The following is a 14,554-nucleotide window of genomic DNA, read 5'->3' on the forward strand; positions in this document are numbered from 1 at the left end:
TTTCTTTTAGATTTTCCTAAAATTTTTAACAGCTTTTGGAATTAAAAATACTCCCAGAATCACCGAGAGTAAAATAATATTATTTTTTAAAGATTTTTAATAGTTTTCCGAAGAAAGATTCCCTCTTTTCACTTTCCTTATCTTCTACTTTTCCACTCTCTACAATTATTTTTTCTACTTTGGACTTAGAAGCAAAGTTCTTTTCTTCTGCTTCCTCTACAAAGTATCTTTGAGAAGAAATTTTTTCGCCATCATCTTTTATTTTTTCATATTCGCCGCTGCTGTTCATCATTCTTGCTCCAACATTGTCCTCCATTTGGACTTGCAAATATTTTAAAATTCTTTCTTTTATTTCTGAATCTAGAATTGGCGTAGCTATTTCTACTCTGTTCTCTGTATTTCTAGTCATCAAGTCTGCAGAAGATATATACATCACTGGATTTTCTTTTCCAAAGACATATACCCTAGGATGTTCCAAGAACCTTCCAACGATTGATCTTATCCTTATGTTTTCGCTTTGACCTTTTATGTCAGGAAGTAGACAAGAAATTCCCCTGATTATTAAATCCACCTTTACTCCTTTTTGTGAAGCTTCGATAAATTTTTCGATGAAGTCCTTGTCAGTTAGGGAATTAAATTTGCAAAGGATGTATCCATCTTCCCCTTTTGCAATTTCGCTTTCCACATGATGCATTAAGCCAGTTTTTAATGTAGTTGGGGACTGCAAGAGGTGCATATACTTGCCGTCTAGGTTTCCTATGGACATGTTTTTGAAAAAGTCTGTGGCATCAAGACCAATTTCTGGGCTTGCAGTCATTAGTGAAAAGTCTGTGTATTGTTTTGCAGTTGACTCGTTATAATTTCCTGTGCCAATTTGAGTGATGTAATTCAAATTTTCTGTCTTAGGATTTCTAAAGGTGATTAGGCAAATTTTTGAGTGCATCTTATACTTGTTAAAGCCATAAATAATGTTGCAGCCTTCTTCATAAAGGATATTGGCATAATTTATATTTGATTCTTCATCAAACCTTGCCTTTAATTCTACAAAAACTGTTACTTCCTTTCCATTTTGTGCCGCTTCTGTCAAATATCTAACAACTTTGGAATTTTTCGCAAGCCTATAAATTGTAATTTTTATGGATTTACAGTCTGGATCATTGGCTGCTTCCTTTAACAGACTTAAAAAGGTATCCATACTTTCATAAGGATAGGACAAAATCCTGTCCTTGTTTCTTACATCTTCAATTACACTTCTTGTAAAGTCAGCAGGATTATATTGAATCAGATCTTTATACAAGAGCTTGCTCTTTATTGCCTGTGGGATTTCATCAATTAAGCTAAAAACATATTTCATATTGAGAGGTGACTCAAGAGGGAAATAAGCATCTTCAGTCAGTTCAATTTTTTCTAACAAAAAGCTGAGAGCCTGCTTGGAAAGCTTGCCTTCTGATTCAAGTCTTACTACATTAAGCCTCTTTCTCTTTTTCAATATGCTCTTCATGTATTCAGTGTAGTCGTCAAACTCTTCCCAAGTGTCTCTGTCATCGACAAAGTCAGTATTTCTAGTCACCTTAATAATGTTCTTTGATAAAATTTTATATTCTTTAAAAATTTGATCAATTTGATTTAAAATAATTTCTTCCATCAAAATATATTCTACATTTTCACCTGGAAGAAGTAAGTATTTTGGATAAGTATTCCTTACAGGAACTATTCCAAAGACCTTTTCTTTGTTCTTTTCAAGATGGGCAAAGGCATATAACTTAGTGTTTTCTAAAAAAGGAAAGGGATGATTCAAGTCAACAATTTGAGGAGAGACCAATTGGTCAATTCTCTTCATGTAAAAATCTTCCACAAACTTTTTTTGCTCTATATTTAAATCACTGTATTTTAACTTTTTGATGTTGGACTTTTCTAAACTTTCGCTTACATTTTTAAAAATTTCATCTTTTTCTCTGTACATTTCTGGCAAGGCATTTAAAATTGCATTGATTTGTTCTTCCGCACTCATGCCAGTTTTGTTGTCTTTAACTTCTTTTTTTAGAGAAGAGAGATCGTGAAGAGAGCCCACCCTCACCATGAAAAATTCATCTAAATTTGAAACAAAAATGCTGACGAATTTTAATTTTTCAAGGTCTGGTACCCTTTCTTCAGTTGCTTCTAATAAAACTCTCTCGTTAAATCTGAGCCAGGACAGCTCTCTATTTTGAAAATAAGATTTCATTATTACCTTCCAATACTTTATAAATTAAATAACCTTCTCTAAGACCATTGTCAGAAACTTGGATTTCATTAATTCCAAGTTTTTCCATTACAGTTTTTAAAATAATGATGCCAGGTACTAAGGTGTGAATTCTGGCAGGATTAATCCTAATAATGGACCTAATAGTCTCAGTGTTCCTATCATTAATTAGATCAAGGAGCTTGTAGATATCCTTTAGAGTAAAATGTTCTTCATCTGAAGACCACAAATCTGCAATTACCTTACCAGTTGTCCTTATAGTTCCACCAATTCCTATTAATTTGTTTGATTTAGCAGAAAAATGTGAGGAATTAATTTCTCGAATTACAGCCTTTTCAATTGAACGAATTTCACTTTTCTTTGGTAAAATTCTTGATACATTTTCTCCAAAAAGAAGAAGTGAACCTGTCTTTAAGTTGATAAACTCTTGAGGTCCATCTACTTCGAAATAAACTATTTCTGTACTGGCACCACCAATATCAATAGTAACTCCCCTATCTACTCTTATTTCACTTCTTATGCCCACATTGCCTAGGAAGGCTTCGTCAACTTGCTCCAAGACATCAACGTCAATGTCAAGTTCCCTTTTTACTTCTTCTAGGACTTCTTCAGTGTTTTCCAGATTTCTAAGTGAAGCCGTTGCAAAGGGCGAAAAAGTGTCCACATTAAGTTCAAGGACAATATTTTTTATGCTGGCAAGAGTCTTTATAAGTTTTTTTATTCCCTTGCCTGAAAGCTCGCCATCATGCACATAAGTAATAAGTCCTGCAGTGTACTTCTTGTTTAAAACTTTTTTAAAATTTTTGCTATTTTCTTCAATATCAAAGACAATAAGCCTTATTGTATTTGAACCTATATCTACTATTGCGTGTCTCATAAATCCCCTCTCAAATATCTTAGTCTAAAATTGTAAATTTTTTGTAAAATTATTCTTTATTATATGTAAATTTTCTTATTTTAATTATATCCCCTTTATTGCCTTTTAAAAAGTAAAAAAACACGGCATAAGCCGTGCTTCAATATATAAATCTTTTCAATTCTTCAACTGCCAGTCTGTTGCCACAAATTATGCCGCCATGCCTTTCACAGTGGACTTCTTCGCCATGCATATTTATGACAATGCCCCCTGCCTCTCTAACTATTAGGCTACCAGCAGCATAGTCCCAAAGATTAAGAGCATCATCTATAAAGGCATCGTACCTGCCACAAGCTGCATAACACATCTCTAGTGCAGCAGTTCCAAGCCTTCTTATGCCATTGGTCCTATCAAAGATAAACGTCAGCATTTCAAAGGTCTCATCAGAACGACCAGCTCGTCCTCCACCAGTGCCAGCTCCAATTAGGGTGTCTGAAAAATTTTTGTCAGGAGAAACTTTTATCTCACCACCATTTAGTTTTGCACCTTGACCCTTAATTGCAGAGAAAAATTCATCTCTAAAGGGATCATAAATTGCTCCAAGAACAATTTCTGATTTTACTAAAAGTGCAAGGCTTATGACAGAGTGGTTAAAGCCGTGAACTAAATTTGTCGTGCCGTCTACGGGGTCCAAGACCCAAGTGTAGTCCCTTAAGTCTTCACTGGGCTTGCCCTTTTCTTCTGCCAAGAGGTTGGAGCCCTCAATTAAATTTAAAAGATTTTTTTCTAAAAATTCTTGCACTTCAAAATCAACTTCTGTGACGAAATCATTTCTACCCTTCATTTCAAAATTATTTTTTGGATCAAGATCAAAGAAAATTTCTCCCGCCTCTTTCATTAATTTTTCAATTTTTTCTAATATTTTTGGATAATTTAGCATAAATCCTCCAACTATTTAATAGATTTAATTTCCTTAAATAGGTCTCCGTCAACTCTTATTATACTTTCACTGCCAAAGGCTGCTAGATAATTTTTCTTCATGGCTTCATTAAATATTTTTCCATAGGAATTTAATTTTTCTACCTTAGTTTCCAAGGCTTCTTTTTTAGATTTTTCTATATCTTCTGCTGTGAGACCAGTTATAAATCTTGATAAATTTATATCTCCAATTTGTTCTGGTGATAGAAGTGGGTCAAAGGCATTCATTGAGCCGATTATAAAGTCCTTTAAGTCGACCTCTGACATTTTTAAATTCTCAACAAATTTTCCAATGCTATCATAAACTTCTACAGTATTTTTCAAATTTGGATCTCTGTAGGAGTAAGTTGCCATGTCGCCATTTCTTCCAATGGTAATACCTGCACCGTAGGCTCCACCCTTTGCCCTTATTTCGTTGTGAAGGTAGGATGAATTTAATATGTTGGCAAGAACTGTAAGGTCGCCTGTGTATTTTATGCCCAGTTCTTCAAGGTCGTAGCCCTTTGACACATAGACTACATTGGAAGTTGTATAGAGCCCTTCATTTTTATTGTCACTTAAGAATTCATATGGGCAAGGCTTTACATTCTTAACTTCTAATTTTTCTATATAATTTTTTAAGTCATCCTTAATTTTATTTAAGTCAGAAATATTTCCCGTTGTTGAAATTATTAGATTATCTCTTACAAATAATTTCTCATAAATTTTTTCTGATTCACTTTCAAATTCTTCCCATCTTTCTTCAAAGTTTTCCACTAAATCTCTCATGAAGTCATAATAATCAAGTCCCCCTAGGTGAGATTGGAGGTCAGCCACCCTTGAGTAGTAAGATTTTAAAATTGAAATTATAAATTGATGTCCATTTTGTAGCATAGTGGACTCAACTCTTGACTTCAAAATGTTTAAAAGTTCCTTAATTCTCTTTTTTGAATCGAGAAGTGAATTATTCATAATTTCTTCAACTATTTCAAGGCCCCTCTTTACATTGTCTGCAGTAGATTTCATCTTGATGTTCATTCTAAGAGAATACTTTTCCTTGTCCTTGGAGTCAACATAGACAGTTGGATTAAAGCTAATGCCACCTGTTGACTTATAAATTTCGTTATTTAATTTTTCGTAAGAATAATTTTTCGTGTCAATTAGTCCGATTAAGGATAGAAGAAGAGACATTGTTTCAATTTCATCTTTTTCAATAAAGGAAATATCGTGAGAAATTGTTGTGTAGACAATGCCATTTGTCTCTTGATTAGACTTTAGGTAAAGCACATCTCCAATTTTATCTTCTTCCAATTCATAGTCTGTGACTTTTTCGTCAATGTCAGAAAGTTCAAGAGATGGAATAGTTTCTTTTGCTTCAAGAGAGTCTTCCTGGCTTTGATATTTTTCTAGTTCAAGGCTTTTTTTAATGACTTCTTCCCTTTCTTCCTTAGTCATTTTTTCCTTTAAAGACTTTAGTTCTTCCCTTAATTCTTTTTCTTCTCTTTCATTTTTATCAAGTTCAGGTCTTGCAGATAAGTTTACAGAATAATTGTTGTCAATTAATTTTTCCTTGATGTAATTTTCAACGAAATTGTCATCAAGTTTTTCCTTAACTTCAGATAGGACATCGTTGTAATATAGGGCATCCAGTGGTGACTGATCGTAAAGCCATGAGTTTAGGGCCCTTATATAGTAAATTATTGCCTTTTGTGTGCCGCCGCCTTCTCTGAAGATAAATTCAAATTTATTTAAAGTTGCTTCAAGAAGATCTCTGTCAATACTATTTTCCACTAAGTCTCTTAAGGTTTCATCTAAAATTTTTAAAAACTCATCTTTTTTATCTGCGTCAGTATTTTTTAGGACAAGGGAAAGGTCCAGCGGAAGTGAAGATGAAGTTTCTGAATAAACATCTTCAGCAAGGCCTGCCTCAAGGATTGCCTTTTTAAGTGGTCCGGCTTGGGCATCAATTAAAAGTTCAGCCAAAAGGTCACGCATGAAAACATCCATCTTTGAATCAGCATAACCAATAGTCCAGCCCTTGGAAAGATAGTCGATTTTTTCCTTCATCTCTTCCTTTGATGCAGAAAAAGTAATTTCAACATCCTTAGTAACCTTTAATTCATCATTTAAAATAATTTCTGAATTTATTTCTTGTCTATCAAAGTCAGCTAAATAATTTTTGTCTATGAAATCAAGTGCCTCTTCCATATTTTGATTTCCATAAAGGTAGATGTAAGAATTTGATGGATGATAATATTTTTTGTGATAATTTTTAAATTCCTCGTAGGAAAGGCTTGGTATTAATTTTGGGTCGCCACCAGAGTCCACTCCATAGGATGAATTTTCGTGAAGATTAAATATCATGGCATCAGATACAATATTTTCTGATGAAGAATAAACTCCCTTCATTTCGTTGTAGACAACGCCATTATATTTTAATTCGTCATCTTCACTTTTTAAATCGTAATGCCAACCTTCTTGTAGAAATATTTTTTCTTCTTCATAGATGCTTGGATAAAAAACTGCATCTAAATAGACATCCATTAAGTTATAAAAGTCCTTTTCATTTCTACTTGACACAGGATAAATTGTCTTGTCTGGAAAAGTCATGGCATTTAAAAAAGTTTGCAGTGATGACTTTATCAAATCCATAAAGGGCTCCTTGGTTTTAAATTTTCTTGAGCCAGAAAGTACACAGTGCTCAACAATATGGCAAACTCCGTTTCCCCTTTCAGGTGGAGTTCTAAAGCCTATGCCAAAGGCCTTGTTGTCGTCATTATTTTCCAGTGTCAACACTTTTGCGCCAGTTTTTATATGAGAATAGACCTTGCAATTTGATGCAACTTCGTCTATATATTTTTCTTCGATTAATTTATAATTTTTCAAGTTAATCCCTCCAGTTCTTATTATACTTGTAAAAAAACAATTTAACAAATTGAATTAAGCCTTGTAAAAATTGGGTAAAATTAAATCGAGGTGAGATTATGTCAAGAAAAGATGACATCAAAAAATTAGCTATTGCAGCTGCAACAATTTCTGCTGCCATTTTTGCTGCAAAAAAAGTCTCCGATGATGATGTAAAAATCTTAATGCCTAATCGCGACGAAAACTCAAAAGCTTACTTACTTGGCGACGGCTTTGGAAATTTAGCCCTTGCCTACGCCCTTATAAATCACGCAAATTTATCGCCACTTAATATAAATATTTACACTAAGAACTTTAACGAATTTGTAAAAATAAAGGAAGGCGAAAATAATTACCCAAGCTTTGACAATAGATTTTCAGAATTTAATTTTAAAAACACCTATGAAGTGTTGAAAAATATTTTAGATGAAGAAGAATTAAATAAAATCTCTGAAAAAATTGCAAAAAAAGAAAAGCCCATGCTTTTGGACTTATCCTTAAATAAATTTTCTAAAGTTTTAGAAGTTGACGAGGCAAGCAAAAAGAAATTATACAAGCTAATGCTTTATCCCATGGACTTAGATGATAAAACTTCCCTTGAGCAATATTTTTTATTCACTGACTTTTTAAGTTCAAATTTATTTTATTACTTGGCTAGCATCTACAACTTGAAGTCAACTTCTCCTGTCCTTGAATTAAAGGAAGCTTTATTAGATTTTATAGGCTCAGAATCTTATTTTGATCTGGATACAGATAGAATCTATAAATTTTTAAGGGACTATTTAATTGAGCTTGGCGTAAACTTTTATGATGAGTATAAATTTATCGACTTCAATGCTAAAGATAATTATGTAGATAAACTAACTTTTGAAAAAAATGAGCAAATTGAAGAAGTTTTAACTGATTTAAAGGACATTATTTCCATTGAATCTCCAACTTATCTGTCAAATTTGGCACTGGGAAACACAACTAACATTCCTGAAAAAATTTTATCTAGCTATATTTCAAAAAATAATTTTTCTGCGCAAAATATTTACAAGGAAATCGAGGGAAAGACTAGAGACTCATCAATTTTATTTGTCAGTTTAGAATTTTCTGACGACTCCTTTATAAAGAAGTTAAAGAAAAATTTGCAAGATAATGATTTTTTCATCTTTAAAGTAAAGTCTGGCATCTCTGCAAAAATTGTTGGCAATGAGGTAATTTTAAAAATTTTAAATCCAAATAAAAATTCCATTTTCGTAGGTGATGCTTTTAAGGCATTAAATGGTGAAGACTTCTTCTTCGCACTAATTAAGCTTTTTAACTTGGAAGAAAATTACGCAGATTTAAGATTTAATTTAAAAAATGTAGGCATTTCAGTTTTTGAAAACTACAAAAAAATCCCTGGAGAAAGTTATAAGAGAAATGTAAATAAAATTTGCAATTTATTTTTCATCTCTTCAAAAAATTCTGACTTTGGAGAACTTTATTCTGTAGAAAAACTAGTGCAAGAGGGCATAAAAAATGCCCATGACATCATGGGCATTGACCACTTAGAAGTTATTGAAAATAATCTTTCTAAGATGGAAATTTTAAAATTTATAAATAATTTATAAAGAGTGCAGAAATGCACTTTTTATTTTTTAGCAAATTTACTTTAAGCCTAAGTTTGGATTTGCAAAATTTTCTTCATCAACTTTTCCTGCCATGTATTCGTAATAGGCAGCTGATGCAATCATGGCTGCATTGTCCGTGCAAAGTTTAAGTTCAGGATAGAAAATTTTTATATTTTCTTCTCTTCCCCTTTCTTCAAAGGCTTCTCTAATTCTTGAATTGGCAGAAACTCCGCCGCATAGAACAATTTTATCCATATTCTTTTCCCTTGCAAGTCTAAAGGATTTTTCAAGAAGGACATCTACTACTGCCTCTTGGAAGGACTTGCACACATCTTCTGTTACAATTTCTTCGCCACGAAGCCTTGTGCTGTTTAAATAATTTAGAACGGCTGTCTTAAGTCCACTAAAGGAAAAATTGTAATTGTCCTCTTTAATCATTACTCTTGGAAATTCAATTGTCTCTTTTCCCTTTTTTGCAAGAGCATCAATTAGTGGTCCACCTGGATAGGCAAGACCGAGGGACCTTGCAACCTTGTCAAAGGCTTCTCCCACTGCATCGTCGACAGTCCTTCCATGAAGAGTAAAGTCAACATAGTCCTTAACTTCAATTAAATAAGTGTGACCACCAGAAATAATTAGGCCAATAAAAGGAGGCTCTAAATCCTTAAAGGAAATATAATTTGCACACACATGACCAACTATGTGGTTAACTCCAACAAAGGGCTTGCCTGTAGCAAGTGCAAGAGCCTTCCCTGCACTAAGTCCAACTAAAAGTGCACCAATAAGCCCTGGTCCCTTTGTAGCTGCAATAATATCTATATCTTCTAGCTTTAGGCCCGCCTGGTCAAGTCCTTCCTTTAAGACTGTATTTATAGCCTCAACATGTTGTCTTGATGCAATTTCAGGCACAACTCCGCCAAATTTTTTGTGAGTGTCAATTTGGGATGCAATTACATTTGAATAAACTTCGCGACCATTTTCTACTACGGCAACTGAAGTTTCATCGCATGATGATTCCACTGCCAAAACTTTCATCTTATCACTCCCTCCACATTATATAGGCATCTCTGTCAATGCCGTAATAATTTTTTCTCATTCCTGATATTTTAAAATTATATTTTCTGTATAAATTAATTGCAATTTTATTTTTCTCTGCAACTTCTAAAGTTATTTTTAATTTCTCCTCATCTGCTTTTTTTGTCAAAAAATCAAAGAGGTCAAGAGAAATTTTTTGTCCCCTGTATTCACTTCTCACAGCAACATTTGCTATGTGAATCTCATCGAAGACTATCATGTAGCTGATGTAGCCTACTAAGATCCCATCAACTTCAGTTATTACTATGTCCTGCAAGTCATCATTGATAATGGAATTTTCTATGGCATTTTTTGACCAAGGAAAGTCGAAGTTTGCTGCTTCGATTTCATAGATTCCATCTACATCATTTTTATTTGCCAGTCTCGTTATTCTTTTCATATTGTGCTTCTGCCTGAGAAATTTTCAAATAATTAGGAACTAAATTAAAGGCGTCCATGGGACCATTCTTTTTGTAATCTATCAGACCAAGCCTTGCTATGTTTGAGCCCCTCATTGCCTTATTTTTTGACAATTTGCCATTACTAATTTCTCCTATAAATTTATCTCCATCAAGCCCTGCAATAGTTATTTCTTGGTATTTTTTGAGTTCATCTTTGAATTTTTCAAAGGATAAAATTTCATCTTCAAATAAAACTTCTGGCTCGTCCTCATTTTTTATTATTGAAGCATAGACATTGCCACGCCTTGCATCAACTATTGTTGACACAATGCCATAATCTGATATGGAATTTGCAACAAGAGATGAAACTCCAATTACATCTACATCAAGGGCAAAAGCCATGACCTTGGCTATAGTAATGCCAATTCTTAGACCTGTAAAAGAGCCTGGACCTAGACCCACTGCAATTAAATCTATGTCTTCTAGGTTAAATTCAAATTTTTTAAAAATTTCATGAATCATATCTGTTACAGATTCAGAGTGGGCCACGCGACCTGTTAAATTGTAATCGCAAAGGACTTCCTCGTCTTCAATAAGTCCTATTGCCGTTGTCTTTGTAGAAGTGTCAATTCCCAAAACTTTCATTTAATTTCTCCTTCAGCCTTTCAAATCTATTGCCAATAAAATTAATTTCAAGCTCTCTAGTGTCTCCACTTGATGAAATATTTATCTCAATATATTCCTCTGGAAGAGCCTCCTTAATTTTTTCTGCCCATTCCACTATTGTCACTCCATCAGAATAAAAGTATTCATCAAAACCAAGATAAGCCACATCAACCTTGTCGTCAAGGCGATAGGTGTCAATGTGATAGAGGTTAGTCTTGCCATAATATTCATTAACTATGGTAAAAGTTGGACTAGTTACATAGTCATCAATGCCAAGTCCAAGGGCAATGCTCTTCGTTAGAGTAGTCTTTCCTGCTCCCAAGTCACCGTTGAGGCAAAGTACATCTCCTGGTCTTAGTTTTTCTCCTAAAAGCCTTCCAAATTTTTCCGTTTCTTCTAAATTATTTAACTTTATCATTGAGATCCTCAAATACATTTTCAGAATATTCAAAGGGAACTTTTTCTGACTTTTCTTCTGCGGGATGACCTATGCCAATTATACATTCCACATCAAACTTGTCCTCTAAGTCAAAAAATTTGTGCAAGAACTCTTGGGCAGAAATTCCAGATTCATGTCTTGCATCAACTACATTTGCCCAAGTTGCACCAAGATCTAAGTCAGCTGCGGCAAGTAAAATAAAAGTTGCAGCTATAGATGCATCTTGATGGTTGGTATTTGGTGCAATTTCAGTGTCTGTAACGACAGCAATGGCAAGATTTGCATTTGCAAGAAACTTAGCCGAATTTTTCTTAAAGTTAGAAAGTTCTCCTAGCCTTTTTTTATCTCGAATTACAATATACCTCACTGGATTTCTATTTTTTGCCGTTGGGGCATGAAGTGCAATAGTTAAAATTTCCTTTAAGTCTTCCTCAGAAACTTTTTCGTCAGTAAATTTTCTTATACTTCTTCTCTTTTCAACTAATTCTAAAAGCATATTATCACCTCAAAACATTATAACACATGTTAATTTCAAATTTAAAATTTTGCAAGAAAAAAAGAGGGACTCGCCCTCTTTAACTATTCTTTATACATGCTTTCTTCATAATCTGGTCCATAGCTATCAAATTCTATAGCTTCCTTTTCTTCTGTTACAAGGTCCTTATACCAAGTTGGAAAATCAGTGGCTTCGTCGTAAACCATCTTTTGCCAATCTTCATCAGTAAGTCTTTCCTTATTTAAAAATTCGTAGTAAGAGAAGGTTGCGCCCCTACCCATGTAAAGTTTTCCTTGGTGAGGATAGATTACAAAAATTTCCATTGGCTTACCAGTTCCTATGCTAAATATTTCATCCTTAGGAAGACCTACGCTATTTTCTACAACTCTCATTAAGTCAACTACAACTGGCATCCTCCTGTCTGTTGCATTTTGGATTTCATACCAATAAGAGATTTGATTTTCGTCTGTAGATTCTACGAAGTCAACCATTAGACTTTCCATTTCTCCACCAATGTACAATAGGTATTCAATCTCTTCTTCTGTTAGTGGCTCATTTTGAAGTTCTTTAATAGAAAGGTCTCTAAACTTCACTACCATGGCTTGGAAGTTATTTATTTTTTCTTCATACTTTTCACTTAACATATCGCGATTTTTTAAATTGATCTTTGTAAATTCAAGTAGCCAATTTAATTTTTCGTAAAGCTCTACATTTGGTTCAACGTAGGATTTTGGAATTTCAAAATCTCCTCCGCCACCCATTTCTGCCATGACAGCCTTGCCATATAAAACTGTGTCGTGTTTTAACTCTGCAAAAGATCCAAGGGCAGATACTAGGTCCTTCCTTTCCCAAGCATCATTTCTCATAAACATTGGGTAGCCTTCGCCAAATTTTTGGTCATAGGACTTTAACATCCATAGCCAGCCACGATACATATTTTTTTGCCAGTCAAGATCTTTCATTTTTTTAACAGTAGAAATATTTTCGTCAGTCTTCTCTTGGTATTTATCCCAGTGAGAATTATAAGGATCTTCTTTTTGAATTTCCCTTGCCTTTTCATTTCCAAAGGCAGTCATAAGGTCAAGCCCAGAATAAATTGGTCTATCAGATGGCTTGTCATCCCTTGCAATGTCAACGACATTTTGCATTAATACGCTATCCATAACAGCTCTTTGTGGCATAAATCTAAAGGATTTGCCCATAAATCCAGCAACTTGTGGGTCTGGATAGTCACTTAAAACTTTATAGGCACTACTTAAATTTTTCTCATCATCTAACTTATTTATGTCAAAATCTTTTCCGTAGACTCCATAAAGCGTCCTTGCGTACTCTCTTATAGAGAGGTCATCAGCAGATTCAACTAAGAAGTCAATAGGCTCAACTAAATCTTCCCAAGTTTTTAAAATTTCAGGATTTTTATAAATTGAGTGAGTTAAAAGTAGGCCCTGCAATATACTGTCTTCATCAGGCTTCCCATCATTTTCAATAAATAGTCCAACTTGACCAAAGTACATTGTTCCTGAAAAATATTTTTTTAATTCTTCGCTGCGAGTGTAGTGTCCTCTTGGTTTAAGTTGTGAAAAATCTACATCTCTTCCACTTATAGCTGAAGAAACAATTCCTTCTGAGCTTGCCTTTTTTATCTCTTCTTCATAAATTTTCTTTGCTTCTTCTGGCAAATTTTCTGGCTCTTCTCCCAAAAGTTTTAGTCCAGTAGCAATAAAGGCAATATTTTTAATTTGTAGGTCTTTTAATCTTTCATTTTGCAACTCATCATAAAGACTAATATTTTCTGCAAGTAATTTTTTATTTAGGTCAATAGATTTTGGATAAAGTTCATCCTTTTCAAGATTTCTCAAAAATCCATCGTAAAAAATGTGGAAGATGTGAGTTACTGAATCAGTAGTCACGAAACTTGCTATGTATTGATACTCGTTGTCTTCATAAATTTGGTGAATTTGGTCAAATTCATAGTTCCAAGGTTCTTCCATGTACTCATTGTCTTCTAAGTTTTTTGGCTTAGTAATTACAAAGCCATTTTTTAGAAGCATTTCTTTTTGCTTATCTGTAAAATTTCCAAATTTAGAAAAATTAACTACATTGGAAAAATCTTCAGCAATCTTATAATCTTCAATGCTTGGCGTAAAGTCAGAAAGCTTGTAGTCAATGTAAGTAGTTTTATTTTCCATTTCATCTAAAAATTTTGTGTCCTGCAATTCGATTTTTGCCGCTTCCTTTTCTGGTAAGTTCACTTTATTATTTTTACATCCTGTTAAAAGTGAAAGTCCTATAAGTGAAGCAATAAGTATTTTTTTTCTTACTTCCATTTAATTTCATCTCCCTCTAAATATAATTCTCTCTCCCTGCCAGCTATTTCAACTTTTTTCTCCTTATCTAAAAACTTTGGCTCTTCCTTTAAAATCATGCTGCCATGGTTTCTTTGAAAGGCAAAGTTAGTCCAGTCATAGACGCCAAATAAAAAATTTCCATCAATATTTTTCTCGATTGAAATAATTTCGTCGTAAGAGTCTCCATCAATATCGCACAAATTAAAATCCACAATAGGATTATAGAGTCTCGAAATTCTAAGTTTTGGCTTTAACTTTCTATTTTTAAAGTCAATATTGTATAAGAAACATCTCCTATCAAATTTTGGATCAAAGGGTGTCTTTTTGTAAACGCCAAGTGCAAGCTCCATCTCACCTCCATCAACATTACAAAAATCAACTTTCCAAGGTTTTAATTCCTCTACATCAATAACAAATTCATTGCCCTTAGCCTTTATTTTTAAATCCCTGCCAAATTTATGGTCCTGAGAAATAATTTCTGCACTTACATCATTAATCTCTATCCTATCTAGAACTATGTCCTTAGAGCAGGCAGTCAAAAAAATTAATAACAAAAATATGTACTTCATATCT

12 protein-coding genes are annotated in these 14,554 nt (G+C 33.6%); 1 reads left to right on the forward strand and 11 read right to left on the reverse strand.

Annotated features, from left to right (window positions below; genetic code table 11):
- Positions 1-79: 79 nt before the first annotated feature.
- The 4 genes from ppk1 to HGPG_RS03075 form a co-directional block, all read right to left on the reverse strand.
- The gene (gene ppk1, locus HGPG_RS03060) at positions 80-2,224 is read right to left on the reverse strand and encodes a polyphosphate kinase 1 (RefSeq protein ID WP_019124590.1); all 2,145 of its coding nucleotides are present in this window, start codon (positions 2,222-2,224) and stop codon (positions 80-82) included.
- Positions 2,202-3,119 (reverse strand): Ppx/GppA phosphatase family protein, encoded by a 918-nt coding sequence (locus tag HGPG_RS03065; protein ID WP_019124591.1) that lies wholly within the window; start codon positions 3,117-3,119, stop codon positions 2,202-2,204. The genes ppk1 and HGPG_RS03065 overlap by 23 nt, the downstream gene beginning before the upstream one ends.
- Positions 3,120-3,258: 139 nt before the next feature.
- Positions 3,259-4,038 (reverse strand): inositol monophosphatase family protein, encoded by a 780-nt coding sequence (locus HGPG_RS03070; RefSeq protein WP_019124592.1) that lies wholly within the window; start codon positions 4,036-4,038, stop codon positions 3,259-3,261.
- Positions 4,039-4,049: 11 nt separating this feature from the next.
- A complete protein-coding gene (locus tag HGPG_RS03075) occupies positions 4,050-6,941 on the reverse strand; it encodes an insulinase family protein (RefSeq protein ID WP_019124593.1) in 2,892 nt (963 codons plus the stop codon).
- A gap of 98 nt (positions 6,942-7,039) precedes the next feature.
- On the opposite strand from HGPG_RS03075, the gene HGPG_RS03080 reads away from it, so the two are divergent.
- Positions 7,040-8,557 carry an oleate hydratase gene (locus HGPG_RS03080; RefSeq protein ID WP_019124594.1) on the forward strand — a complete coding sequence of 506 codons (1,518 nt, stop codon included), beginning with the start codon at positions 7,040-7,042 and terminating at the stop codon, positions 8,555-8,557.
- A 36-nt stretch (positions 8,558-8,593) separates the two neighbouring features.
- Here HGPG_RS03080 and tsaD read toward each other — a convergent pair whose 3' ends face one another.
- From tsaD to HGPG_RS03115, 7 genes are all read right to left on the reverse strand, one after another.
- Entirely contained in the window at positions 8,594-9,592 is a 999-nt protein-coding gene (gene tsaD / locus HGPG_RS03085) for a tRNA (adenosine(37)-N6)-threonylcarbamoyltransferase complex transferase subunit TsaD (RefSeq protein ID WP_019124595.1), read from the reverse strand.
- Between the two features lie 4 nt (positions 9,593-9,596).
- Positions 9,597-10,031, reverse strand: a complete 435-nt coding sequence (gene rimI / locus HGPG_RS03090; protein WP_019124596.1) for a ribosomal protein S18-alanine N-acetyltransferase — start codon at positions 10,029-10,031, stop codon at positions 9,597-9,599.
- Positions 10,003-10,677 carry a tRNA (adenosine(37)-N6)-threonylcarbamoyltransferase complex dimerization subunit type 1 TsaB gene (gene tsaB / locus HGPG_RS03095; RefSeq protein ID WP_019124597.1) on the reverse strand — a complete coding sequence of 225 codons (675 nt, stop codon included), beginning with the start codon at positions 10,675-10,677 and terminating at the stop codon, positions 10,003-10,005. Before tsaB ends, rimI begins: the two co-directional genes overlap by 29 nt.
- A complete protein-coding gene (gene tsaE / locus HGPG_RS03100; RefSeq protein ID WP_019124598.1) occupies positions 10,658-11,116 on the reverse strand; it encodes a tRNA (adenosine(37)-N6)-threonylcarbamoyltransferase complex ATPase subunit type 1 TsaE in 459 nt (152 codons plus the stop codon). The genes tsaB and tsaE overlap by 20 nt, the downstream gene beginning before the upstream one ends.
- Entirely contained in the window at positions 11,100-11,633 is a 534-nt protein-coding gene (locus HGPG_RS03105) for a nitroreductase family protein (RefSeq protein WP_019124599.1), read from the reverse strand. Before HGPG_RS03105 ends, tsaE begins: the two co-directional genes overlap by 17 nt.
- 83 nt (positions 11,634-11,716) lie before the next feature.
- Positions 11,717-13,960: a DUF3160 domain-containing protein gene (locus HGPG_RS03110; RefSeq protein WP_019124600.1), complete on the reverse strand. Its 2,244-nt coding sequence runs from the start codon at positions 13,958-13,960 to the stop codon at positions 11,717-11,719.
- The gene (locus HGPG_RS03115) at positions 13,951-14,535 is read right to left on the reverse strand and encodes a hypothetical protein (RefSeq protein ID WP_019124601.1); all 585 of its coding nucleotides are present in this window, start codon (positions 14,533-14,535) and stop codon (positions 13,951-13,953) included. The genes HGPG_RS03110 and HGPG_RS03115 overlap by 10 nt, the downstream gene beginning before the upstream one ends.
- Positions 14,536-14,554: the final 19 nt, after the last annotated feature.

This window comes from Peptoniphilus grossensis ph5 (genome assembly GCF_000311825.1).
Classification (GTDB): Bacteria; Bacillota; Clostridia; order Tissierellales; family Peptoniphilaceae; genus Peptoniphilus_A; species Peptoniphilus_A hominis.